The sequence below is a fragment of the Candidatus Dependentiae bacterium genome (assembly GCA_003511165.1).
In the GTDB taxonomy this organism is placed as follows: Bacteria; Babelota; Babeliae; order Babelales; family UBA12411; genus UBA12411.
This window is the reverse complement of record DOJW01000002.1, coordinates 98,478-122,623: the sequence shown is the minus strand read 5'-3', so window position 1 is coordinate 122,623 and position 24,146 is coordinate 98,478. Positions and strand designations below refer to the sequence as shown.

General features: G+C 32.8%; 22 protein-coding genes and 3 tRNA genes. 17 read left to right on the top strand and 8 right to left on the bottom strand.

From position 1 onward, the window contains the following. Positions 1–341 precede the first annotated feature (341 nt). Genes DEA20_01425 through DEA20_01415 form a run of 3 tightly spaced genes read left to right on the top strand, consistent with a single transcriptional unit; the run spans position 342 to position 3,706 of the window. Positions 342–1,463: a hypothetical protein gene (locus DEA20_01425; GenBank protein ID HBS47840.1), complete on the top strand. Its 1,122-nt coding sequence runs from the start codon at positions 342–344 to the stop codon at positions 1,461–1,463. 38 nt (positions 1,464–1,501) lie between these two features. Then, positions 1,502–2,611 carry a hypothetical protein gene (locus tag DEA20_01420; GenBank protein HBS47839.1) on the top strand — a complete coding sequence of 370 codons (1,110 nt, stop codon included), beginning with the start codon at positions 1,502–1,504 and terminating at the stop codon, positions 2,609–2,611. Between the two features lie 42 nt (positions 2,612–2,653). Further along, positions 2,654–3,706, top strand: coding sequence for a hypothetical protein (locus DEA20_01415; protein HBS47838.1), 1,053 nt, complete (start codon positions 2,654–2,656; stop codon positions 3,704–3,706). Between the two features lie 7 nt (positions 3,707–3,713). Here DEA20_01415 and raiA read toward each other — a convergent pair whose 3' ends face one another. The 4 genes from raiA to dnaX all read right to left on the bottom strand — a co-directional run bounded on the left by raiA (position 3,714) and on the right by dnaX (position 8,105). Then, positions 3,714–4,082 (bottom strand): ribosome-associated translation inhibitor RaiA, encoded by a 369-nt coding sequence (raiA, locus tag DEA20_01410; protein HBS47837.1) that lies wholly within the window; start codon positions 4,080–4,082, stop codon positions 3,714–3,716. 113 nt (positions 4,083–4,195) lie between these two features. Next, positions 4,196–5,014, bottom strand: a complete 819-nt coding sequence (locus DEA20_01405; protein ID HBS47836.1) for a hypothetical protein — start codon at positions 5,012–5,014, stop codon at positions 4,196–4,198. After that, positions 4,987–6,309 (bottom strand): ribosome biogenesis GTPase Der, encoded by a 1,323-nt coding sequence (gene der / locus DEA20_01400; protein ID HBS47835.1) that lies wholly within the window; start codon positions 6,307–6,309, stop codon positions 4,987–4,989. The genes DEA20_01405 and der overlap by 28 nt, the downstream gene beginning before the upstream one ends. 26 nt (positions 6,310–6,335) lie before the next feature. Next, positions 6,336–8,105 (bottom strand): DNA polymerase III subunit gamma/tau, encoded by a 1,770-nt coding sequence (gene dnaX / locus DEA20_01395; protein HBS47834.1) that lies wholly within the window; start codon positions 8,103–8,105, stop codon positions 6,336–6,338. Between the two features lie 280 nt (positions 8,106–8,385). Here dnaX and DEA20_01390 point away from each other — a divergent pair, with 280 nt between their 5' ends. The 10 genes from DEA20_01390 (at position 8,386) to DEA20_01345 (ending at position 16,474) form a co-directional block, all read left to right on the top strand. Continuing rightward, positions 8,386–9,774 (top strand): hypothetical protein, encoded by a 1,389-nt coding sequence (locus DEA20_01390; GenBank protein HBS47833.1) that lies wholly within the window; start codon positions 8,386–8,388, stop codon positions 9,772–9,774. A gap of 21 nt (positions 9,775–9,795) precedes the next feature. After that, the gene (locus DEA20_01385; protein HBS47832.1) at positions 9,796–11,109 is read left to right on the top strand and encodes a hypothetical protein; all 1,314 of its coding nucleotides are present in this window, start codon (positions 9,796–9,798) and stop codon (positions 11,107–11,109) included. A gap of 15 nt (positions 11,110–11,124) precedes the next feature. Further along, positions 11,125–11,403, top strand: a complete 279-nt coding sequence (locus DEA20_01380) for an Asp-tRNA(Asn)/Glu-tRNA(Gln) amidotransferase subunit GatC (protein HBS47831.1) — start codon at positions 11,125–11,127, stop codon at positions 11,401–11,403. A 33-nt stretch (positions 11,404–11,436) separates the two neighbouring features. Further along, positions 11,437–12,876, top strand: coding sequence for an Asp-tRNA(Asn)/Glu-tRNA(Gln) amidotransferase GatCAB subunit A (gene gatA / locus DEA20_01375; protein HBS47830.1), 1,440 nt, complete (start codon positions 11,437–11,439; stop codon positions 12,874–12,876). A 3-nt stretch (positions 12,877–12,879) separates the two neighbouring features. After that, positions 12,880–13,848 (top strand): hypothetical protein, encoded by a 969-nt coding sequence (locus DEA20_01370; protein ID HBS47829.1) that lies wholly within the window; start codon positions 12,880–12,882, stop codon positions 13,846–13,848. After that, the gene (locus DEA20_01365) at positions 13,842–14,660 is read left to right on the top strand and encodes a hypothetical protein (GenBank protein HBS47828.1); all 819 of its coding nucleotides are present in this window, start codon (positions 13,842–13,844) and stop codon (positions 14,658–14,660) included. The genes DEA20_01370 and DEA20_01365 overlap by 7 nt, the downstream gene beginning before the upstream one ends. Before the next feature lie 56 nt (positions 14,661–14,716). Then, positions 14,717–14,793, top strand: a tRNA-Arg gene (locus tag DEA20_01360). A gap of 76 nt (positions 14,794–14,869) precedes the next feature. After that, positions 14,870–14,946: transfer RNA gene (locus DEA20_01355), tRNA-Arg, on the top strand. Between the two features lie 27 nt (positions 14,947–14,973). Next, positions 14,974–15,591 (top strand): hypothetical protein, encoded by a 618-nt coding sequence (locus tag DEA20_01350; GenBank protein ID HBS47827.1) that lies wholly within the window; start codon positions 14,974–14,976, stop codon positions 15,589–15,591. A gap of 73 nt (positions 15,592–15,664) precedes the next feature. Continuing rightward, positions 15,665–16,474 (top strand): hypothetical protein, encoded by an 810-nt coding sequence (locus DEA20_01345; protein ID HBS47826.1) that lies wholly within the window; start codon positions 15,665–15,667, stop codon positions 16,472–16,474. Positions 16,475–16,521: 47 nt separating this feature from the next. Here the strand turns inward: DEA20_01345 and DEA20_01340 are convergent, their stop codons facing one another. After that, the gene (locus DEA20_01340; protein ID HBS47825.1) at positions 16,522–17,670 is read right to left on the bottom strand and encodes a cell filamentation protein Fic; all 1,149 of its coding nucleotides are present in this window, start codon (positions 17,668–17,670) and stop codon (positions 16,522–16,524) included. Positions 17,671–17,910: 240 nt separating this feature from the next. Between DEA20_01340 and DEA20_01335 the strand changes: the two genes are divergently transcribed. The 4 genes from DEA20_01335 (at position 17,911) to murI (ending at position 21,497) form a co-directional block, all read left to right on the top strand. Continuing rightward, a tRNA-Arg gene (locus DEA20_01335) sits at positions 17,911–17,987 on the top strand. 555 nt (positions 17,988–18,542) lie between these two features. Continuing rightward, entirely contained in the window at positions 18,543–19,727 is a 1,185-nt protein-coding gene (locus tag DEA20_01330) for an AAA family ATPase (protein ID HBS47824.1), read from the top strand. 121 nt (positions 19,728–19,848) lie between these two features. After that, complete coding sequence (locus DEA20_01325) at positions 19,849–20,667, top strand: hypothetical protein (GenBank protein HBS47823.1); 819 nt, start codon at positions 19,849–19,851, stop codon at positions 20,665–20,667. Further along, the gene (gene murI, locus DEA20_01320) at positions 20,664–21,497 is read left to right on the top strand and encodes a glutamate racemase (protein HBS47822.1); all 834 of its coding nucleotides are present in this window, start codon (positions 20,664–20,666) and stop codon (positions 21,495–21,497) included. The genes DEA20_01325 and murI overlap by 4 nt, the downstream gene beginning before the upstream one ends. A gap of 135 nt (positions 21,498–21,632) precedes the next feature. Here the strand turns inward: murI and DEA20_01315 are convergent, their stop codons facing one another. From DEA20_01315 to DEA20_01305, 3 genes are read right to left on the bottom strand one after another with little or no spacing between them, the layout of a single operon-like run. After that, the gene (locus DEA20_01315) at positions 21,633–22,499 is read right to left on the bottom strand and encodes an NAD(P)-dependent oxidoreductase (protein ID HBS47821.1); all 867 of its coding nucleotides are present in this window, start codon (positions 22,497–22,499) and stop codon (positions 21,633–21,635) included. After that, entirely contained in the window at positions 22,496–23,350 is an 855-nt protein-coding gene (locus DEA20_01310; GenBank protein HBS47820.1) for a hypothetical protein, read from the bottom strand. The genes DEA20_01315 and DEA20_01310 overlap by 4 nt, the downstream gene beginning before the upstream one ends. Next, positions 23,347–24,003 carry a hypothetical protein gene (locus DEA20_01305; protein ID HBS47819.1) on the bottom strand — a complete coding sequence of 219 codons (657 nt, stop codon included), beginning with the start codon at positions 24,001–24,003 and terminating at the stop codon, positions 23,347–23,349. Before DEA20_01305 ends, DEA20_01310 begins: the two co-directional genes overlap by 4 nt. Between the last annotated feature and the right edge of the window lie 143 nt (positions 24,004–24,146).

Below are 24,146 nucleotides of genomic sequence, written 5' to 3'. Positions count from 1 at the left end.
TAATTATCGAGTTCGCGTTAATTAAGCACTTTCAGTTAAAAATGATAATGTCCGCCCGTACCCGTTCGACTCCGCCACAAAGTGGCTACGCTCCCACCTTCGCCAAGGCTATGGCAGGCACACAGGGCGAACGGTATTTTTATGTTGGAATTAAGTATTTACATTTTTATAGTTTCAGAAGAGGTCTATTCGTTAAATTCTTTCAAAATCATCCCATTTCTAAACACTTTTACTCACTTTTTATGTTGAACAACATGATAAATAGTGTTAACATCAAACTCTATAAAATAAACTTCAATGCTTATTAAATTTAAACTGTTTTCAAATAGGATTTGATATTTATGAAAAAATTATTTTTGTTATTATTTTTAGGCATATTCACAACAAAAGTACTTCCAAATGCGACTGAAACTGTTAAAAATCAAAATGATGTAACTAAAATTTCTACTGATGCAAATGAAAGACTTAAAAATCAAAATACAACTTCAGAACAAACACAAAAACTAGAAGAATTCAAAAAATTACTTAACGATTGCGAATCAGTTAAAGACAAAGAAAAAATGTTAGACCTTCTAAAACAGGTTCAAGATGTTTTGAATTCTTTATCCTTAAAAGACGGCGACATCTCTTTAGTTACAGAAGAAAATGATTCAGTTTTGTACAATTTGACTAAAGATGTTGCCTCAAAATTAGAAATACCGGTTCCTCTAATATTTTCCGTAAAAACAGAAATTTACAATGCTTTTGCAATGAATATTGATAAAGATAAAAAATTTGCTGCAATTTTCATTTTAGAATCTTTAAGAAAAGATTTAACTGTTGAAGAGCTTAAAGGCATCATAGCGCATGAATTAGGACGTATAAAACATGGTCATACTCAAAAAGAAGATTTTTTAATGAATTCACTCATCTTAGGAGGTTCTGCTTGTTTCTGCGGACTGGTAATATTATCAATGCTATCTCCTAAGCTCGGGCTTTCGCACGACCAGCAAGCTTATCTTGCATTATCAATTCAAGCAAGTCCAATATTAGCAATATTATTATGCAGAGCTATATATTCTTATTTTTCAAGAAAATGCGAAATAGAAGCGGATACAACAGCTACAAAAATAACAGATCCTGATGCTTTTGTTTCTGCTCTAAAGACTCTAGACAACCACACTGTAGATATTTTTAAAAAACTTGTAACTGATGATAATTTCTTTATCGAATCATACGAAAATTTGTATAAAGATGTTGAACAAGAAAAAGTAATTTTCTTAAAAAAATGGTATGCAAAATTAAAAATTTGGTACCAAAAAAACAATAATGTTCAACAAAAAAAAGAATCTATTAAAACTCTTCAGAAATATTTAAAAGGTTCTATTTTCGATACCCATCCAACAACTGAAAAAAGAATAACTAACATAGAAACTATCAAAAAAGAAAACGCAGCAGAAATAACTCCTGCTATAGATGCCTAAAAATTAATACCTGATTAACTTAATAGGATTTGATATTTATGAAAAAATTATTTTTGTTATTATTTTTAGCCATATTCACAACAAAAGTACTTCCAGATTTAACCGAAACTATTAAAAATCAAAATGCAGCACCTGCTCAAGCAAACCCTACTTCTAACAATTCAATTACAACCGAGCAAAAAGAAAAGTTAGAAGAATTCAAAAAGTTATTTGATAATGCGGGTTCATTTCAAGACAAAGCAAAAATGATAGCTATGCTCTATAAGATACAAGATGAATTAAATGATGAATTAGATTATTTAACATCTAAAAATACCGATGTAACGCTAGTCACCGAAAAAAACGATTCTGTTTTGTATAATTTAATTAAAGAAATGGCCTTAAAATTAGAAATTCCGATTCCTTTAATATTTTCTATAAAATCAGAAAAATATGATGCTTGTGCAGAAAATTTTGATAAAAATTTATCTATAATTTGCATAACAGAAGCTTTAAGAAAAGCTGTAACAATTGAAGAGCTTAAAAGCGTCATGGCTCATGAATTAGCACACATAAAATATGGCCACTCTCAAAAAGAAGACTTTTTAATAAATTCACTTATAGCAGGATCTACAATCAGCATATTTGTAGTAATATTGCTAGCTGCAAAATTAAATAATGTTCCATTAAAGAGTTTATTGAAATTAGGTTTAACTTCTATTATTGGCGGCGCGGCTGTCGCAGCACCCGCTCTAGCTTCATTTATGTATGTCAGCAGAAAATGCGAAACAGAAGCAGATACCTTAGCAGCAAAAACAACAAATCCTGATTCTCTTGCTACAGCTTTGAACAAACTAGAAAAAAATGCTTATCAAGAAAATGCTGGACTTATAGCTGACAAAGATTTCTTTATCGAAGCTTATGAACAATTAATCAAAGCCCTTGAAAATGAAAAAATATCATCTTTGAAAAAAGGGTTGATAAAAATAAAATTACTATATTTAAAAAACAAATTTCAATCTCATAAAGAAGATTATGAAGAAGAGCTTAAAGGTGATGATTCTAGTGGCATCTTAGATACTCATCCAGCAACTAAAGAAAGAATTAAAAACATAGAACAAATCAAAAAAGAAAAAGAAGCAGAAACAGCTCCTGCTATAGCCGCCTAACAATTAATAACTGCTTAGCTTAAACATGGAAAAAGAGATTACATGAAAAAAATATCGATCATTTTATTTTTATCATTTTTGATAAATTCACAAAACCTATTTGGCGCAACACCTTATAAGATTATAACCCCTCATCAAGAAGGAAAATTTGAATTTTTTCAAAAATTAATAGATGAACAAAAAAAATTTAGTGATAAAAATCGAATGGTTACTTTTTTACATGAAATTCAAAAAATATTAGATCAATTGGGCGTCAAAGATACCGATTTAACAATCGTAAATGAGCATAATGACCCAGTGCTTTATAAAGTTACCAAAGAAACTGCAGATAAATTAAAATTGCCAATGCCGCTTCTATTCTCAATCAAAACGGAAATTTACAATGCATTTGCAGTCAACTTTAATAACGATAAAAAGTTTTCGGCCGTTTTCATAACTGAAGATTTAAAAAGTAGTTTATCTGATGAAGAGTTAAGATCGGTAATGGCACACGAGCTTGGTCATATCAAAAAAAGCCACTCCAAAAAATTACTTGCTATAGCTTTACCTACGATAATACTTGCAACTATTGGAGGCTGGCTACTCGGTAGCTGGATAAATTCAAGTTATGAAATAACATCCGAAAATAGATATAACGTAATTGAACTTTCCGTAACAGGATGCATGCTTATAGGTGCTGGAGTAATTTCCTACGTCTCTCGAAAATATGAATCTCAAGCGGATAAAATAGCCGCAAAAAATTCTAACCCCGAGTGTTTAATAACCGGACTAAACAAAATCGAAGCACATAACAGCGAGGTTTTAAGCAGACATACTAACGACAGAGATTTTTTCATCAAAAATTATCAAGATTTAAGAGTTGAACTAAAACAAGAAAAGATGAATCCGTTCAAAAAACTTTGGAAAAAGTTCAAATTAATGTGGAACAAAAAATCAGAAAAATATGAAAAAAATGCAACGATCAAAGCAAATGAGCACAACATATTTTCTACTCATCCAGCCACAGAAGATCGAATAAAAAACATTAAAAAAATTGCTGAAAAAGAACAATCTACAGAAAAAGAAAAGGCAACGAATATCGTTGCCTTTTCTTAATTTTATATTAGTCGCCTAAAGTATACTTATCATCCGAAAAAGCCTTTTTTTCCGTTTCAACTTTATGCTTTTTGTCAGACTCTTTTTCTTTTGCCTTTTTGTATAACAAAATTATTTTATCTACAGCACAATCAATCGCAACATACATATCTTTGCCGCTTTCATGTGAATACAGGTCAAATCTAGGAGTTTTAAGATGAATTTCTGCAACATGGTTTGGATGCAATTTTTGAGCTTTTAGCCAAATTTCCAAATTTACAGGAGTTGGCATTTTATCTATTTTTAAAATTTCTAAAATTTTTTCCAACTTATCTTCTGCGTGAAGTTCGAGTGCTTTTGTAGATTCCATATTTTGAAAAGTTATTTTTTTATTCATAGCTATCCTTTTAAAGTTAAAACTTTAACTTTTACGAGCTCTGACAAAATAACATTTTAATTTTTGTTTAGAAAAGATAATTTTGAAAAAATGAAAATCTGTTGAATACAAACTCAACCTAGAAATTTTTCTGACATCTCGGTATGAAATTGTTTTCCAAAATACATCTCTTGTGTATAAGGATTGTCCATAATCTCTTTAATTCCACCACTTACAACAACCATACCATCAATAATGACATAAATTTTGTTTGCAATAGATAAAAGCTGATCAACGTTGTGATCAGATATTAAAATAGAAATTCCACTTTTCGCAAGATCAACAAAGATAGTTTTTAATTCATAAATCGATTTAGGATCAACACCGGCAAACGGCTCATCAAACATTATCACATCAGGATGCATCAAAAGAGATCTAATAACTTCCAATTTTCTTTTTTGGCCACCTGATAGTTGACCCGCTTTTAGCGATAAAACAGAAGATAAATTAGATTTTGCTATCCATTTATTCATTTCTTCATTGAATACTTTTTTGGAATTTGTATCTTTATTTTTCCAAAAAGGATGATATTGATAAACGATTTTTAGATTATCCAAAACAGATAAATCTTCGAAAAGCGAGCTGTTTTGTGGAAGATAAACTAAACCGCTCGCAACTCTTTTAGATATTGACCAACTATTTATAAGCTGATTTTTTAAAAACAAACCATTAGTTTTAGAAGCTTCATCATAATTTTGAACAGGTAAAATACCTATGACGCTTTTTAGCAAAGTAGTTTTTCCAGCACCATTTGGCCCAAGAAGCGCTACTATTTGACCTAAATTCGCTTCAAAAGAAACACCTCGCAAAATGTTCTTTTTTCCATAAGATTGTTTTACATTTTCAATAGATAAATACGGCATTTTTACCTTATAATAAATTTTACCGGACATCCCAAAAGATCGTATTTTTCACGCAAAATATTTTCAATGTATAATAAATGACTTTCTTGAAAAAACTTAGGTCGATTTATTCTCAGAGAAAAAGTTGGAAATTTTGCTTTGAGCTGTCTAATTTTTACAACTTCTATGCAAACTGTGCTTTTATAAATTGGATTCTTCTTAAGTCTGTTCTTTACAAGTTCATCAAGCTCTACTGGATCCATCTCTTGCTTCAATCTTTCCCAAATTTTTCCTAAAGCTTTAACTACTTTATCAACACCCTTATTGTTTTTGCAAGAGATCCAAACTTGAGGAATTTTTGACAATATAAATTTGTATTTTTCCAAATCATATTTTAATCGATCTTTTTTATAACCATCGTTACATTCTTCAAACAAATCGATTTTATTAAAAACAACTAATAAACATTTTTTTTGTTCATAAGCATAGAAAAGAAGATTTAATTCCTGACTTGAAAGCAATTCACTTGAAGCATCAACAACTAAAACAACAATATCGGCAGCTCTGACAGAAGAAAAAGAACTTTTTACCATCAATTCTTCCAAATTATCATCGATACTTTTTCTTCTTCTGATTCCAGCTGTATCTGTAACTTCTAGTGTGGCATGATCAAAAGATATTGTTTCACTTATAGATTCTCTGGTCGTACCTGGAATTGGAGAAATTATAGATCTTTCTTGCTTAATAAGAAGATTCATAAGAGAAGATTTGCCTACATTTGGTTTGCCGAGCAAAACAACTTTATAATCAATCTCATTGTTTTCTTCTTCTTTTTCAGTTTTCAAGTTTTCCACAATCGCATCTAGCAAATTGCCAAATCCAACACCGTGAAGAGCTGAAACTTCGAAAATTTTGTTAAAACCTAAAGAATAAAATTCTCCGAAATTGCTTTCATATGCATTTTTATTATCAGTTTTATTAACAACCAAATAAACTGTCTTTTTTGTCTTATGCAAAAGTTTAGCAATTCTTTGGTCTTCAGCAGTTAAACCACTTTTAACATCACATACAAAGAGCAAAATCGAAGCATGTGAAATCAAATCTTCTATTTTTTGAGCAACCACATCTGCGAAAGGGTCTTTTTTATCCCCTTTGCTAAAAGTAAAACCACCTGCATCTACAAAATCAAATTTTTTGTCATCCCATGTAATAGCTTCATGAAGATAATCTCTGGTAACACCAGATTGATCAAAAACAATGCTTTTGGTTTGAGAAGAAATCCTGTTAAAAATTGCAGATTTACCAACATTTGTTCTTCCAACAAGGACTACTTTAGGATAAGTCATAACTTAAAACTCTTAAAAAATTTTTATTAATTTGATTGCCTTTTTTCAATTCTACCTGAAAAAAATTTCACTAGCAAATTAGATTTCGGCCATTTGCTTTCATCAGAAATATCAACAACTTTTCCGACCTCAATATTTTTACTTTTATTAAAAACTTTATACCCTTGAGAATATTTCTGATTGTCATATTTAGGCTTTTGAGGAATATCATTTCTTTGAATATTTTCGATTTTTTTATTCAAAGGCTCTAAATTTTCAGATTTTTTTTTTTCGACTTCTGAAGCTTTCAGCTCTAAAAAGCTGAAAATAAAGTCGTTTGTCTGTGGTGAAAACTGTTTGATCAGTGGTAATAACAATGATTTACTTTCTTCCAATTTATTCTTAAAAAAAGAAGTTTGTCCTAAAAAAGCCATTTTTAAGACCCCTTTTTCTTTATCAAAGTCCAAATCTTTGGCCTGTCTTAAAATGGAGACCAAAAGAAGGTCTGAAATCTCTGAAAGCTTTTCTGTGATAAAACTATGAAATTCAGTTTTATTTTCAGGCAAAGCATCTACTTTTACTTCTTTTGCTACCGCCTTAATTTCTTCTTTATTTTCTTTGACTAAATTTTGACTAAAACTGTTTTTTTTTTCGTCAAAACTATTATAAGAACTTGGGATTTTTTTAGAGCTTAAATTTTTAGCAAAATCTTGCATACAGAGTTGTAAAAGAAATGATTCTAAAAATATGCTTTTATTAGAGGTTTTTGCAAAAATCTCTTCTTGTAACCAAAATTGCTGCAATATTTCATTTAACAAATGAACCGACTTACTTTCAGCAATTTTTTTGAGCTTTGCAGAATATTTATCAAAAACTTTCAAACTTTTACTAGAGATACCAAATTTTATCCAAACCAAAGAGCGGCATAAAACTATTAGCATATCCCACACGCTTTGAGGTGCTAAATTTTCAAAAGAAATTTTGTCCAAATAAACTATTAATTCACGCTCATCGCCATTTAAAACTATTTCAAACAAGTCTATTAACTCTTCATAGCCAATTTTTCCAAGCAATTTTAAAGCATCTTCTAAAGTTACGCTTGAAGATGAAAGCCTTACTCGCTCAAGTAAATTAATAGCATCACGCACTGAGCCATCTGTTTGCGAAACTATCAAATCAATAACTTCTTCCTCTATAACAATAGCTTCATCCTTGCAAACAATTTTTAAATAATCGCTTAAGCTAGAAGAATTAACTCCATTGAAAAATAACTGGAAAGCTCTGGATCGAACGGTCTCTGGAATTTTGTAAATTTCGGTAGTCGCTAATACAAAAATCACTGAAACTGGCGGCTCTTCTAATATCTTTAAAAAAGCATTAAAAGCTGCCTTGCTTAACATATGAGCTTCATCTATAAGATAGATTTTTTTGTTTCCTAGCAGCGGCAAATAGGTTGCTGATTCTAATATTTGACGAACATTATCAACACCTGTATGAGATGCTGCATCTATTTCTATAAAATCTGGATGATTTAAACCAAGCATTAAGTTACAAGAGGAACACTTTCCGCACGGAACATCTTGCTCTTTTGGATTTTGCTGGAAATTTTTCAAATTTTCACAATTAACCGCAGCTGCAAGCAACCTAGCAGATGTCGTTTTTCCACAACCTCTATTGCCAGAAAAAATATAAACAGGAAAAAATTTGTTTAAATAAAGACCATTTTTCAAAATTCTAACAGACAGCTCTTGACCTATAACATCATTAAAAGTTTTAGGTCTAAGTTTACGCGCAAGATTAAGCTCTAAATTTTGCATATTTTTCTTCAAAAAATTTTAGAATAAAAATAAAAACACCCCCTTAATTTAGCAGAAAAAAAAGATTTAAATAGCCTCCTTTTTAAATTTCACATCTTACAAAATTGACCCTCCGTTTTTTAGCCTATTGTTACTAGCTGCGATTTCATTTGCAAACTCATTTTTTTTGAATTAAAGTAAGGCAAATTATTATTTGAAACAAAAGGGAATAACGTACGTTTTAAAATAAGTTTAACCATTTTTCATAGCAGTTTTTCGCTGCTAAAAAGAAAGAATCTTTATGGCAATTTTTAATAATTCAAATTCTTCTACAAAAAACGCTGGAGAATCTTATAAAGAAATTCTTAGCTTTTGGTGGCCCGAGCTAGTTTCTGCCGCAGCCACATTTGCCCTTCCAATCATTTTAGATGCATTAATAGTTTGCCAACTTGAATCAACATCAACCTACAGCGCCTTAGGCGTTGCTAACAACTTTTTGCACACGATCACAAAATTAACAGAAGCTTTCATGGTTAGCACCATCGCATTTATAGGTGTTTTCAATGGCGCCAAAAAATATAAAGAAGCGGGCAAAGCGTTAGGCGATGCTTTTTGGGTCACAGTAATATCTGGATTTTTCACATTTTTACTTCTCTTTTTATTTGCCGAAAACATTTATATTTGGCTTGGTACGCCTGAGCAAATAGCAAAAATCGGAGCACCGTTTTTAAGGCTTCGGGCTTTTGGTGTCTTTTTAGCATTTATTTATGCTTCACTTTTTGGTTTTATGCGTGCAGTAAAAAATACCAAAACTCCAATGCAAATTTTAATAATTGGAATAGTCATATTTTTAATATGTGACTACACACTTGTTTTGGGTAAATTTGGCTTTCCCCAGATGAGATTAAGCGGCTCTGCAGTTTCATCAATCATTCAAAATGTTGTCATGATTGCCCTTGCTTTTTGGCATATTTTAAGAAATGAAGAATACAAAAAATATTTTGATCAAATGTTCTTTCTCAATTTTAATATCAAAGGCTTTTTGCATATTTTAAATTTAAGCTGGCCAATAATGATTGATAAAACCATTCTTGCATCTGCTTACGTCTTCTTAAATAAAATGATTAATCCTATGGGTAAATATGCAATAGCATCTTTTACAGTAATCAAAGATATGGAGCGATTAGCCTTTTTACCAGCAGTTGCTCTTGCAACCGTAATAACATTCTTAGTTAGTAATAATTTAGGAAACAATAACCCTGCTGGCGCAAGATCTATAATGAGAAAAACGCTGTATTTGGGCGGCGCAATGGTATTTGTAGCTCTATTATTAATGACTGTAAATGCCCGCTTTTTTGTTCACCTTTTCGATCATAAAGATAAATTCACCGATTTTGCAGTTCTAGCATTTCCATTCATAAGTCTTTTTGTTATTTTCGATTTCATTCAGTTAATACTTTGTGGCGCTCTTCGTGGGGCTGGAGATGTAAAAGCTGTCATGGTAATCAGAATAATCGCATGTTATGGATTCTTTTACCCACTTGTTACATTTATTTCCTGGCTTAATATTCCAAGCGCACTTGTAAAATTTATATTAATTTACGGATCTTTTTATCTTCACACAGGATTAATCGGGTTGCTTTGCATTATACGTCTAAAAAGTAAAAAACTTCGTTCTGATAAAATTTAAATAAAAACTTTAGGAGAATTAATGGATTTTATTTCTTTGTTAGAAAATTTAAGTATAAAAATACTTTGGATACCGACCGTTTTCATTTTAATAGCAAGCATCATAATCACTTTTAAAATGCGCTTTATACAAATAAGAACAATTCCTTTAATGTTCAAAATATTTTTCTCCAACTTTTCCAAAAAATCTTCCAATTCTAAAGACCAGACAATCAAAGCAAATAGAGCTTTATTCACAGCAATGTCAACAACAATAGGTATTTCAAGCATCACTTCTCCAGCTATTGCAATAAGACTTGGCGGGCCGGGAACATTAGTTGGTTTTGCCGTCGCAACACTTCTTGGTGGTGCAGTAACATTTGTAGAAGTTACACTTGCCATGGCATATCGTAAAAAGCTTGAAAATGGAACCGTTATGGGCGGACCAATGCAATACTTAAAAGCGGTTCATCCTCTTTTTGCAAGTTGGTATGCATACGCAGGATTCATTTTGTTAATAGTTTGGTCAGCAAGACAAGCAAACACTGCCGCTACTCTTTTAACAATTTATAAAATCCCAGCTATTGCTACAGGATTAATTCTTTTATTCTTTGTTGTTATCACTTTAATCGGTGGAATAAAAAGAATCGGAAGCGTCGCAGAAAAAATAGTTCCTATCAAATTTATACTTTACTGCAGCGGAGCACTTTGGATAATTTTGTGCAACTTAGACAAGTTAAAAGGGGTTTTATCTCTTATCATTCATTCTGCTTTTGTAAAAGATGTTGCAATCGGAGCTGCAATTTGCGGTGGAATGCAATACGTAATCCGCTGGGGAATGCTTCAAGCTTTCCAAAATAATGAAGCTGGAATGGGAACAGCTGCAATTCCACACTCAATGTCAGATAGCAAAGATCCATTTACTCAAGGTGTTTTATCCATAGCGTCAATTTACGCTTACGGATTTGTATGCATGTTATCAGGACTTGTCATTTTGATGACCGGAACATGGAAAGATATAAATATCGGCCTTGGTATCAACATGGTCAGCGCATCTTTTGCCATGTATTTTTCCACAATTGGACCGTTGATATTATCTTTTAGCGCTGCAATTTTCGCGTACACAACTATTCTTGGAAACTGTTACAATGGAAGCCAATGTTTCTCATACATCACCAAAAACAGATATTTAAAATGGTACTTGGCTATTTCTGGAATCTTCATCTTAGTTGGAACTCTTTGCGATGTTAAACTTTTGTGGATATTAACAGACTTTTTTGTTATCCCGGTTGCCGTTCCAAACGTGATTGGTATATTGATACTTGCTTTTAGAAGAAAAGATTTATTCAAAGATTAATAAATAAGGGAAAAAATGTACTCATTTTCAAAAGAAGAGTTATTAAAAATAGCAAAGCTTTCAGCACTTCATTTGGATGAAAACGAAATCGAACAGTTTGCAAAAGAACTCCAAATAATCCTTGAATACTCTTCAATGCTTAACAAAGTTGTATCTGAAGAAAAACTAGAAGCAAAACCATTTAAAACAAACGTTTTCAGAGACGATGTTGCTATTGCAACAGACTCAAAAGAAATCCTTGAAAATGCACCGCAAAAAAAAGATACATTTTTCGTTGTTCCAAAAATTTTATAAATAAAAACTCTCCCCAAAAAGGATTTTTTTACAATGAAACCATTTTTAACCATACAAGAAATTAAAGAAAAATTAGAAAAAAAAGAAATAACTCCCAAAGACGTACTTTCTTTTTATAAAAAACGAATCAAAAAATACAATCCAAAATTAAATGCATTTCTAGAAGTGTTTGAAGAAGAATTTGATAAAGAACACAGTTCAAAAGGGTTACTTGCAGGCATTCCAGGACTTCTAAAAGATAATATGAGTCAAAAAGGCAGAATTACTTCCTGCGCTTCCAAAATTCTTTCAAACTACAAAGCTCCATACGATGCAACAATCACAAAAAAATTAAAAGATGAAGGCGCGATCATCGTCGGTCGTGGAAATATGGACGAATTTGCAATGGGCTCTTCAGGAGAGTTTTCCGCTTACGGTGCAACTTTAAATCCTTGGGATTCTACTCGAGCCGCTGGCGGATCATCTTCGGGTCCAGCAGGCGCAGTAGGTGCAGGACTTGTTCCTTGGGCAATTGGTTCAGAAACAGGAAGCTCTGTTCGAATTCCTGCAGCATTTTGCAACCTGGTAGGACTTTATCCTTCCTATGGTAGATTTTCACGAAAAGGAATTGTGGCATTCGCATCTTCAACCGATCAAGTCGGACCTATAACCAAAACGGTTTATGATAATGCACTCTTAGCATCGATCATGTCAGGAAATGATGAAGGTGATGGGACATCAATAAATCAACCTCGCCAAGATTTCACAAAAGATTTGTCTGCTAAATTGCCACAAAATTTAAAAATCGGAGTCATTAAAGATTCGCTTGAATCTGATGGTGTCGATCCACAAATCAAAGAGTCTTTCACAAGTGCTATCAATAACTTTGAAAAAATGGGCGCCACAATCAAATATGTTTCCATTCCAAACATCGATCTTGGAATCGCCGTTTATTTTGTTTTAAGTAGAGCTGAAGCAGCATCAAATCTTTCAAGATATGACGGAACTCTTTATGGCAACAGAGATAAAGAAGCAACAACAATAGAAGAAATGTATATAAAAACTCGCCAAAACAACTTTGGTAAAGAGGTAAAACGTAGAATACTAATGGGTAATTATGTTTTATCAGCAGGTCACAAAGATGCTTTCTACAACAAAGCACTTTTAGTAAGATCTTTACTGCAAAAAAGTTTTGAAGATACTTTTAAAGACGTTGACTTGTTAATTAGTCCAACATCATCTACTCTTGCATTTCAAATTGGCAAAGAAAGCAGTGATCCACTTGCTATGTACATGGCAGATTTTTTTACAGTCCCAATGTGTATTAGTGGAATACCAGGACTTTCTATTCCTTGTGGATTCTCAAAAGAGAATTTACCAATAGGTTTTCAATTCGTAGGCCCAAGATTTTCTGAACATTTGATTTATAAAGCTGCATTTGCATACGAACAACAAACACAATTTTATCTAAAAAATCCAGCAGGTTTTGAATAAAATATGGACTTTTGGAACTCTAAACTCAAAATTAAAAATCTAGAAATTCCTCGCTTTATGTCCGCGCCAATGGACGGAATAACCGATTCTCCATTGCGACAAATGATCAGAAGTTTTTCAAAAGATGAACTTTTGTTCACCGAGATGCGACATGTTGCAAGCGTTGCAAATGAAAAAGAGGGACAATCTCTAAAATATAAAGAGCTTGAAAAACCACTCTGCTTCCAATTTGCAGCAACAAAAGTAGATTTTATCGAAGAAGCGGTAAATAAAGTTCTACCACACAATTTTGAAATGTTAAATTTCAACGCATGCTGTCCTGCCAAAAATATTATCAAATCTGGCGGCGGAGCATCGCTGATGGGAAACCCTAAAAAATTGATCGCTATCTTAAACGAATTTAACAAACATATAAAAAACGAAGTTCCATTTACGATTAAACTTCGCGCTGGCTTCAAAGAAAAAAATGTTATCGAAATAGCTCAAATGGCGCAAGATTTAGGGCTTGATGCAGTAATCATCCATCCACGAACACAAGTCGAAATGTTTGGCGGCACACCAGATATCGCTCTTGTAGCAGAGCTAAAAAAAGCATTAACAATTCCGCTCATCTACAGTGGAAATATCACAACATTTGCTTTTGCAAAAGAAGTTTACGAGCAAACCGGAGTTGATGGATTCATGGTTGGAAGAGCCCTTATGGGAACTCCTTGGAAATTAGAAGAAATCAAAGCGGAAGGTAAAAATGAAACTTTTACGATCAGTTTTGATGAAGCTCTTACACATGCCTATAAACATTTCCAATTAAATTTAGAATATTATGGACGCGAAAATTTCCAGATTTTTAAAAAACATTTAACTGGTTATATCAAAAATGTACCAAACGCATCAGAAATCAGGCATAGTTTGTTTTTAATTGATAATTTAGAACTTTTTGAACTCGAATTTAAAAAATTGTTACAAAAATGTTAAAAAATATTCCTAAAAAAATTTTTATACTTTTACTTATTATAAGTATCGTAATATTCACCTATCACAAACTGTTCAGGTTTGAAAAAGGGCAGCTAGAAGAGATCGCCTCACAAATCAGTTACCCTATTCTAAAATTTAGCGCCCAAATAGGCGATTCCATAAAAGAGCGCTCTACTAAAAAAGAAACAATTCTTTCTTTAGAACAAAAACTAAGCGAAATTCAAAAACAAAACGAAGATCTAATAGCTGAAAATACAAAACTCAAATCGATGCTTAATTTTGATTATTTAACAAAAGAGTTAATAGAATTTCAAAAAAGATACAACTTGAACAATGCAGTTTTAAGCAAAATTTTGATAAAAAACTTTGGCAGCAATGAACAATATTTCATCATTGATAAAGGCACAAAAGATCACATTGAAGAATCGATGATCGCGATCTACAAAAATCAAATAATTGGTAGAGTTTCTGAAGTTTATGAAAATTACAGCAAAATATTACTTGTCAGTGATTTTAACTGCAAGATTTCCGCATACGCCAAAGAAAGTAAAGCACCAGGAATTTGCCAAGGAATCAACCAAAAAAATAAATGTGAACTTGCATATGTCAGCCAAACAAACACATTAACCATGGACGACTTAGTTATCTCTAGCGGACATGGATTAATATTTCCTGAAGGTTTTTCTATTGGCAAAATAGTTGATATCAAAACAAAGGATTTATGTTTGGTTGCGCAGCTTGAATCTTTGATTAATTTTGAAAGCATTGATTATTGCCTTTTAATTGATCGAAAAATAAAAAACAACTCCTAGATTTTTACTGATATTTTGATACTCTTCTCTTAGTAATGATCTTTCAAATTTATAATGCGCCCGTAGCTCAATTGGATAGAGTGCCGGACTTCGAATCCGTAGGTTGCAGGTTCGATCCCTGCCGGGCGCACCAGTCTTCGCTATAATCTCTAAATAAATTTACCAAATAAAAGCGGCTACGACTGGGCAAGCCATAAAAAGCAATTTATGTGCCTATAGCTCAGTAGGATAGAGCGTGCGATTCCTAATCGCAAGGTCATCGGTTCGATCCCGATTAGGCACGCCAAAATGAAACTTACCAAAGGACGATCTTATGAATATAAAATTATTAATTCAAACAATAATATTTTCAATTTTATGCATCAATAATACGATATTGGGAGATATGGTTGCTGTCTATCATAGCATAGGTAGAGGCGGTACAATTGAAAGCGTTAAAAAACATGGGTTATTAACAAGAAATGAACTCTTTAGAAGAAGTTTATCTCAAGATAATCCATCGCAAATTAGAGGTGTATTACCAGATCAATACGATGTCATATATTTTTCACCGGAACTGGAAAAACCAAACGATGCAAATATTGTCGGTTACTTAGTAGATACAAATTCTACATATGTTTACAACAGAGAATATCGTTTTGATTCCAATCAAAGAAAATATTTAAATTCTAAAGTTTTACTCAGTACTTACTTGGCTGATAAAAAACTGGCCCGACAAATGCAAGCTGCTGCCCCCGAAGGTAAAACAGTAATTTTTGATCCAAGAACTTCAGAACCTTTTTATGTAAACTATAGCGATAAACGCTATTACTGTGGCTCCCGATTTATTATGGACGAAGATTACGCCATACTTCTATACCATTTATATATAGGAGAAGTAATAATCAATAAAAATTGCATTCCACCAGAAGAATTAATATTTTTCTCTTAAATTTTAATTTCATGTATTTCGATCCCGATTAGGCACACCAAATTTTTAATTTTTTTAAAAGGATTTAATTACTATGTCAACAAATACACTCAAATATTTTTTTACATTATTGTTCTTTGCTTTGCCAATACAAGCTCAAATGAATTATTTTGATTGGAATACCGTATTACATATGCCACCCGGAGCAAACATAAAAGTAGGCAATCAAATTTTACACTTCAATCCAAGTAATAAACCATACTTGAAAGATGCGACTGCAACAAAATTTGTAAATACACATTTAAGTCAGGCCAAAAAAGTGGAATCCGATGCCGAAGCATTAAAAATGGCCTCCGATTTAGTCTGTTTGGATGGAGCCTTTATTGAACTAGGTGTCTGCACAGGAAAAACCATCAACTTTATTGCAGCACTAAATCCACATAAAAAAATCTTCGGTTTTGATTCATTTGAAGGTCTTCCCGAAGATTGGGTTCGACAAGACAACACTATGCCCAAGGGAACCTTTGGTTATAAAAATCCAATGATGCTTCCACCTGTTTTACACAATGTTGTTTTAATTAAAGGATGGTTTAAAGAAACACTTCCGATCTTTGTTCAAGAATATTTAAAAAATACTCCCATTGCCTTTTTACATGTTGATAGTGATATTTATTCGTCAGCAATTACGGCTCTGAAGACTTTAAAAAATAACATTCAAGAAGGAACGGTCATTATTTTTGATGAGTTTTATAATTATCCAGGATCAGAAGATCACGAACTAAAAGCCTTTAATGAATTTTTAGAAACGATCAATCTTCAAGCAAAATATTGTGCATTTAACATCAATCATGAGCAGGTTGTTGTACAAATGGTTAACACGGCGAACCAAATCAAAAAAAATTAATTTTAAAAACCAAGAATATTATAAACAAATCATTATTTGGTTCATCTTCAAATAGGTTTTGTTCCCTCACTAAGCAGCGCAACGTATTTCGTATATATAAATTGTCTTCCACGCTTTTTACCAGTTACTTCTTTAAGAATGCCTAATTTCTCAAACTGACTTACCAAATTAGATGCCGATTGATGGGAAAGCTTAAATTCTTTTTGCACGTCCCCTACCCCCATCAACGGCGTATAAAAAAGTTTATCCAAAAACATTATCGCAATCGGCGATGAAATCCTTTTTTTATAAAGCAATATTTGATGCGTCTCACGGAGCAACAATATTTGCTTAATACTTTCGATGGCGTCTTGACAAGTTTGAATAACACCAGTCAAAAAAAATGAAATCCATTGCTCGTAATCACCCTTATCACGAACAAGAGAAAGACGGTCATAATACTCTCGACGATTTTTTTTCAAATAATAACTTAGATACAAAAGTGGCTTTTTAAGAATATCTTTCCAATAAAGATAAAAAGTGATCAGCAACCTGCCAAGGCGACCATTACCATCTAAAAATGGGTGAATTGTTTCAAACTGATAGTGAATTAATGCGCAATTGATGAGCTCCGGGAGCACTGTTTTTTTATGCATGTATAATTCAAGTTCTCCCATAGCCTTTAATGCTTCGGCAGGTGATGGTGGAACATAACTGGCCATATTCAATGTAAAGCCAGGTGCACCTATCCAATTTTGTGTTTTTTTAAATTCTCCAGGCGTTTTTGTCGCTCCCCGAACACCTTTAAGTAAAATTGTATGTAACTCTTTAATAAGCTTAAGACTCATCGGCAATGTATTAAGCCGGTCCATACCATAATGAAGAGCTTTGATATAGTTTACGACTTCAACAACATCGTTAACATTTTCAAGCGCCCCTCCTTTTTCAAATTCAAAAATATCTTCAAGCGAAGCTTGAGTACCTTCAATTTGCGCACTAAGAAGAGCTTCCTTTTTTATATACATAGTAATAAAAAGATCTGTATTTGGCAGCGTATAAGCCATACCATCAAGCCGCGCCAATGACAAAGTAGCTTCAGACAACAATAGTTGTAAACTTTCATCAATTTTAATTGCAGGATGCGGCGGCAAAGATGTTGGAATAAACACCTTATACCCAGTAGGCTGCATTACATATTTACCACTTCTGCTCATCAAAAATCCTTTCTTAATTAAAAGGCATGTTATTCAAATTCTATTACATAACAACTTAAATATTGAGCTGTTATTCAAAAATACTTACATAACACATCCAATTTTGCAACGTTATTCAAAAATACTTACATAACACTACAAAAAATACTATCATAAAAAAACAATAAATTTCTCTAAAATATTCCGCAATAAAAAACGACTACTACTGGGTAAGCCATAAAAAAGCAATCGCTAAATATTTATGTGCCTATAGCTCAGTAAGATAGAGTGTGCGATTCCTAATCGCAAGGTCATCGGTTCGATCCCGATTAGGCACGCCATACTTCGCCAAGGCTACGTATGGCACGGCCAACTTCTAATTTTTATCAAAATTCATTAAGCATCAACGGCTTAAAAGCCGTTGCATCACGCGTAATTCTTCGAAGCCAATCCTAACCCTACTTCGCCCCCATGGAGCTACGAAGAGATCTACTCGCCATTCATCACCAAGCTAAAAGCGTTGGAGGCTTCTGGCAGGGTAGAATAAAGCTGTACTTTGATAGTAATCAATGATAGTTTTTGTGCAAATTCAATTTTCAATGCTGGATTTACACAAAAACTATAAAACTTGATGCATTTTATACAATTAATTAATGGGACATAAAATTTTAATTAAAAGACGTTTTTGGCAAACATCCTCGGTAACAAAGGTTTTTATGACAATTAATTAAAAACAAAAAGTTCTACTTTTGTGCAAATTAAATATTAAAAGTTGAATTTACACAATTTATAAGATAAGTTTAATTTTATAACAATAAAACCACCAAGGGATATTTATAATCCGTTCGTACCCATTCGACTACGCTCAGAGCGAACGGTGTTTTAAAGGAGATTTTATGTTCAAAAGAGACATTGAAGCGACACTTATTCGATACGCCAAATTCCCTGTAATTACTATTTTAGGGCCAAGACAATCAGGAAAAACTACCCTAGCAAAAAAAACATTTAAAAAATATGCATATACCTCATTAGAAGACCCCGCAACAAGAGACCTAGCGCAAAACGATCCGCATAAATTTTTTCAGGCCTATGAAAATAAACACGGTATAATAATCGACGAATTCCAAAGAGTTCCAGACATTCTCTCATACATACAATTAGAAGTAGATGAAAAAAAGAGACCCGGTTATTTTGTTTTAACAGGATCTCAAAATTTCTTAATGAACCAAGCAATCACTCAATCGCTTGCTGGAAGATCTGGCATTTTAATCCTTTTACCTTTATCCATCAATGAACTCCAAAAAAATAAACTCCTCACTAAAAATAATATTAATGAAATTATATTTAAAGGTGGGTATCCACAGATTTATGCCGAAGATTTTCCACCACAAGATGCTTATCCTTCATATATACAATCTTACGTTGAACGAGATGTTCGCCAACTTACAAATGTAGGAGATCTACGATCTTTTCAAAAATTTATACAATTATGCGCAGGCCGAGTTGGCCAGCTTCTTAATCTTTCTGAATTAGGAGGGGTATGTGGCATTAGTGCAACTACAGCAGAACGTTGGCTTGCAATTCTCGAAGCTAGTTACGTTTTATACACTCTACGACCATATCATCAAAATTTTAACAAACGGCTCACAAAATCTCCTAAAATTTATTTCTATGATACAGGTTTAGTCTGCTCATTATTGGAAATCAATTCACCTGAAACTTTAGCCTTTCATCCACTCCGTGGAAATATTTTTGAAAATTTTATAATTTCCGACATTTACAAACAATATTTCAACACAGGTCAACGTCCCCCTGTATATTTTTGGAGAGACCTCAACGGTAGACTTGAAGTTGATTGTATTATAGAAACAGCATCAACCCTTTTCCCCATAGAAATTAAATCGGGAGAAACCATAGCTTCAGATTATTTTACAAACTTAAAGGAATGGGATGAAATTACAAACATAAGTCCCGACCACAATTATGTTATTTATGGTGGAAAATTAAAACAATCAAGAACTTCTGGAAACATTATTGGTTGGAAAGAAGCAGGGAATTTAATCAAGCAACTACAAAAATAAATATCTGCCATTAAGCAAACAACATTTGCCTAATGGCAGCTACTTCTATATTTTTAAACGAAAAAGTTCTAAAACACATCGATAGGGCACGCCAAAATGAAACTTACTAAAGAAAGAAATTATGTCTAAAAATTCTGTCAACGTTGGAGCAACTCGTAATGCTGTTATTCCTCTAGATTATATAAAAGATTTATCTTCGTGGTGTTTAAATGATAAGGATACATTTAAAACCAAATCTACTACCATGTTTAAATGTGATTGTTCATTTCTAGCACTTCATAACCGTGTCATAATTGACAACAACTTTGATCTTACTGACCTAAACCATGCAAAAGAATATCACAAAAACAATCCTTTCACCTTATGGGTTAATTCTCAAAATCTAGAAGCAAAAAATAAATTAGATGCTGCCGGGTTTTCATTACAAATTTCTTGGCCTACAATGATGCTTGAGCTAAAAAATTTACCCCCGATTTCTTGTGATAGCCATATAACAATTAAACAACTTACAGATGACGAAGAAATTCTTACAACATGGGTACCACTAATAATCAAATCTTATAATCCTCAATTTACTCCATCCGAGTTTGAAAAAGCATATAATGATTGGCATATCTTTTTTAATTACTTGCGCAATTCAACCACATATCCACAAATGAATTTTTTTATTTGGTATTGGGAAAATATTCCTGCAGCAACTAGACTTTTTATTGTCAAAAATGATACCGTTTTTTTACATTTAAATGGAGTACTACCCGAATATCGTCGTAGAGGGATAGGTTCTACTATAACAAGCATGCCGTTGCATTTTTTTAAAAAAAATGGAATCAAAAAAGCATTAAATTTTGCATCCGCTATGGGCAAGCCGCTTTACGAAAAACTTGGATTTAAAGTCTTTGGACAAATTGATACTTATAAAACAGAGGACCTTAATAAATGAAAAAATCACAACCAATAGGTATTTTTGATTCAGGTGTTGGTGGCTTAGGTATATTTCAAAAAATTGCAGAGCCGTTACCAAACGAAGATTTAATCTACATTGGAGATAATAAAAATTGTCCTTATGGTGAAAAAACAGTCGAAGAGTTGCAACAAATCACTACCAAACTTCTTAATTTTTTAGTTACCAATCACGATATTAAAATTGCTGTCATTGCATGCAACACAGCAAGTACTACATGCCTAGATTATTTGCGAGAACGTTTTACGATCCCAATTATAGGTGTTGTTCCAACCGTAAAACCTGCATGTGAAATTACTAAAACAAAACAAGTCGCAATATTAGGAACATCAAGAACTGTTAATAGCGCTTATCAAAAAAAACTGATTGAACAATTTGCCACGGGTAAAGGAATTAATGTTTTAGGCATAGCATGCCCAGATTTAGTTTCACTTGTAGAGTCAGGTCAACTAGAAGGTCCAGAAGTTGAAGAAAAATTACGTGAATATCTTGCTCTCGCAATTCGCAATCAAGCGGATGTTGTTGGACTTAGTTGCACACATTTTCCATTTTTAAAGCAGCAGATTAAAAAACTTTTACCAAAAGAGGTTATAATTTTAGATTCAAATGAAGCGGTTGCTAAACAAGTTGTACGCATTTTATCTACCCTACCTCCTGAAATGATTGCAGCCACCGACCATAAGCCTAACTATACAGTTTACGCAACAAAGAATCTTGATATATTTAAAAAAACAGCAAAAAAATTAATTGGTAGCGGCGATTCTTCTAAACTGTGTGATTGCATTGATTGGACATCATTAGAAATCTAACTTCAGCTTCTACTATATTTTCAAGCAAAAAATTTCTAAAATATTCCGACAGGGCACGCCGATTATGCTGAAAAATTAATTGAAGGAATACAATGAATTACCTTTTAAAAAGTCTTTTAAAAGGTAATTCATATTTCATTTCTGGGACTTAGGAGCCTCGGAGAAATCCATAATCTCTCGAAAGTTGTACAAAGCAGTGTACCCTAATATTTTTTTTGCCTTCTCTGCCACATATACCCTATCTATGATGAAGGGAAGTATCCAGCCCTTTACCTCAAAGGCCTTTTTAGCCCAAGGATGGTACCTTGAAATTACGTCATCTGCTTTTCCATGAAGTTCTTGCAAGTCGTTTTGCTGGAATGGTGTTTGTGAAGTGATATTAAAAAACTCGTACCCTTTGATTGATGATTCTAAGGCAAGCACATGCCCTAATACAACATCACGGATATCAACTCCACGATAAAGTCGATAAATAGCCATCAACCGATCCTCTTCAGGAAAACATCTCGACATTCGTAAACTAATGCACGATAAGGATGCACCACTTGCATTCTTACACAAAGCTTCTGCTGCTAATTTGGTTTCGTCGTAAATATCTCTTGGTTGAGGCAAAAGGTCTTCTGTAACCCAAACAGCTTGATGAGGCAAAACCATGGCATTGCCATAGATTGATGTGGTACTAGTAAAAACAAAACGTTTTATATTGTATTTAAGACAAGCGTCCAATAAATTTTCTGTGCCATCAACATTTGTCCTCCAAAAATCTTCATCACTGTAAACATTGATATGTTGAGGAAGAAGAGCAGCTAAATGCACGATCGCATCAACGCCTTTTGTCAAATGGAAAATTCCCTTTTTGTCTGCAATGTCCAAGCAATGCGTGGTAAAAGGTCCCCGATTGAGATCTATCCCGATTACTTGATAGCTGTTTTTCAAAAAAGAGGCTAGGGCTGATCCAATTCGCCCGGATGTTCCTGTTATCAAAATTTTTTTCATTTTCATATCTCAGAAAATTTTTTAACCATAGCAATAAAAAATTCATTACCCCATACATTAAGGCTTTCTCGATCTTGTTCTCGTAAAAAATTTCCAGCGTCTCGCTTTGCATTTTCCCAATCAATTGTTTTTATTTTTTCAATTAAAGCCTGAGTTAACCAATCTTTTGTAACTATTATGTTTTGGTTTTTCCACGGCCCATCTTGATCAATCGCTTGCGTTAAAAGTGTATAATTAGGAATAATTTTTTTAGAAACATACCAAACAAAATCAAACCAATCACGTCCCTTTATAAATGGTCTGCATGCTAGAGCATGACATTTACTTGCAAATAAACTCGGTAAATCTTGCGCAATAATTGCAAAAGGATATGGAAAATTAATAAAATGCTTTTCAAATTCTGAGCCTACAGGAGGATTTGTATCAATTTCTAGTTTAATCTTAATTATTTGTTGATCTGATGAGGCTCGGGGATAGGTAAAAACAAATACTTCTCCAAAAGAACTCTCTTTTAAAAAAGCCATTTTTACAACCCGTTCCACCTGCGATCGATCAATTACATCAAACTCAAGACTATAAAGTTTACATTCCTGCCGCAAAGTTTTTAAAAAAGGTTCCCAAATAAAAGTGTTATCCGTCTTAAATAAAACAAAATCTAAATCCTCTGAAAATCTATTAAGTCCATGAACTATTCGCAAACAAGAACCACCCTGAAATGCTGCTTTATTAAAAAAATGAGCCCGAGCCAGAACAGATAAAACAATTTCTTGAATAATTTCCTTAAGAGCATTCAACTCATCTCGCGGAGAAATCGGAGAGTATTCTTTTAATCGCTCTTCTATAATTTTTATGCTCATTTATTTACCTTCAATATTTTTACTATCTCTTTTAAAAACCTTTTCAAATTTTCACGTACAATACGACTTGGATATTTTACCGCCAACAATTTAAGCATTTCTTTATCACTATTGATAAGATCTTCTTTATCAATTCGAAGGTCGACCTCAAGCTCTGAAATATTTTTCCAAGACCTGCGAGTTGTATAAATAAAATCTGCTACTGCCCGCCAAGGAGAAGCAATAAAAAAAACACCATTTTTTGATTCAATACGATTAACACCGGTATAAAATATCTCTGATGGAATATGCTCGTAACTAAAAATACCATATGGCGTTTTAAATTCTTTTGCCCGTTTTGTAGTAACACAAGTAGTTGTATAAACAGCTTCTGGAATCCATCCATGATACGAAAGCGCCGACTCTAAACTAACAAATGACGGCCCATAAATCAGAAGAGCCAATTCGAACTCATCAATAAATGGTAGCTTTCCTTTATCAGCAATAAGATAAAACCCTCTTCTAATACGGATTAACAATCCTTCTTTTAAGACCCTTTTCACTAAAGCATAACGAGCATCATCTGTTTTATCATTTAAAAGCATTGCCAAATCAGACTCTTGGATAAAGCATTTTGGCCACTCTTTTACCAAATCTCGAATATTTTTTCTCATATAATCCCACTTTTATGTATAAAGCTGTCGAAATATGACAGTTTTATGCATAATATCAATATAAAAATATAAAAAGCAAGATTAACAAAAAATTAATTTATTTGTTAAGAAAACCTATATTCCGCTACATTTCATATTACAAG

What these genes read in the sequence shown, in the direction of transcription:
- DEA20_01330 (HBS47824.1), top strand. Translation starts at nt 18,543, where the DNA reads ATGTTCAAAAGAGACATTGAAGCGACACTTATTCGATACGCCAAATTC.
- DEA20_01380 (HBS47831.1), top strand. Translation starts at nt 11,125, where the DNA reads ATGTACTCATTTTCAAAAGAAGAGTTATTAAAAATAGCAAAGCTTTCA.
- DEA20_01405 (HBS47836.1), bottom strand. Translation starts at nt 5,014, where the DNA reads ATGTCCGGTAAAATTTATTATAAGGTAAAAATGCCGTATTTATCTATT.
- DEA20_01350 (HBS47827.1), top strand. Translation starts at nt 14,974, where the DNA reads ATGAATATAAAATTATTAATTCAAACAATAATATTTTCAATTTTATGC.
- DEA20_01315 (HBS47821.1), bottom strand. Translation starts at nt 22,499, where the DNA reads ATGAAAATGAAAAAAATTTTGATAACAGGAACATCCGGGCGAATTGGA.
- DEA20_01420 (HBS47839.1), top strand. Translation starts at nt 1,502, where the DNA reads ATGAAAAAATTATTTTTGTTATTATTTTTAGCCATATTCACAACAAAA.
- murI (HBS47822.1), top strand. Translation starts at nt 20,664, where the DNA reads ATGAAAAAATCACAACCAATAGGTATTTTTGATTCAGGTGTTGGTGGC.
- DEA20_01345 (HBS47826.1), top strand. Translation starts at nt 15,665, where the DNA reads ATGTCAACAAATACACTCAAATATTTTTTTACATTATTGTTCTTTGCT.
- gatA (HBS47830.1), top strand. Translation starts at nt 11,437, where the DNA reads ATGAAACCATTTTTAACCATACAAGAAATTAAAGAAAAATTAGAAAAA.
- DEA20_01390 (HBS47833.1), top strand. Translation starts at nt 8,386, where the DNA reads ATGGCAATTTTTAATAATTCAAATTCTTCTACAAAAAACGCTGGAGAA.
- DEA20_01365 (HBS47828.1), top strand. Translation starts at nt 13,842, where the DNA reads ATGTTAAAAAATATTCCTAAAAAAATTTTTATACTTTTACTTATTATA.
- DEA20_01415 (HBS47838.1), top strand. Translation starts at nt 2,654, where the DNA reads ATGAAAAAAATATCGATCATTTTATTTTTATCATTTTTGATAAATTCA.
- DEA20_01385 (HBS47832.1), top strand. Translation starts at nt 9,796, where the DNA reads ATGGATTTTATTTCTTTGTTAGAAAATTTAAGTATAAAAATACTTTGG.
- DEA20_01305 (HBS47819.1), bottom strand. Translation starts at nt 24,003, where the DNA reads ATGAGAAAAAATATTCGAGATTTGGTAAAAGAGTGGCCAAAATGCTTT.
- der (HBS47835.1), bottom strand. Translation starts at nt 6,309, where the DNA reads ATGACTTATCCTAAAGTAGTCCTTGTTGGAAGAACAAATGTTGGTAAA.
- dnaX (HBS47834.1), bottom strand. Translation starts at nt 8,105, where the DNA reads ATGCAAAATTTAGAGCTTAATCTTGCGCGTAAACTTAGACCTAAAACT.
- DEA20_01310 (HBS47820.1), bottom strand. Translation starts at nt 23,350, where the DNA reads ATGAGCATAAAAATTATAGAAGAGCGATTAAAAGAATACTCTCCGATT.
- DEA20_01425 (HBS47840.1), top strand. Translation starts at nt 342, where the DNA reads ATGAAAAAATTATTTTTGTTATTATTTTTAGGCATATTCACAACAAAA.
- DEA20_01325 (HBS47823.1), top strand. Translation starts at nt 19,849, where the DNA reads ATGTCTAAAAATTCTGTCAACGTTGGAGCAACTCGTAATGCTGTTATT.
- raiA (HBS47837.1), bottom strand. Translation starts at nt 4,082, where the DNA reads ATGAATAAAAAAATAACTTTTCAAAATATGGAATCTACAAAAGCACTC.
- DEA20_01370 (HBS47829.1), top strand. Translation starts at nt 12,880, where the DNA reads ATGGACTTTTGGAACTCTAAACTCAAAATTAAAAATCTAGAAATTCCT.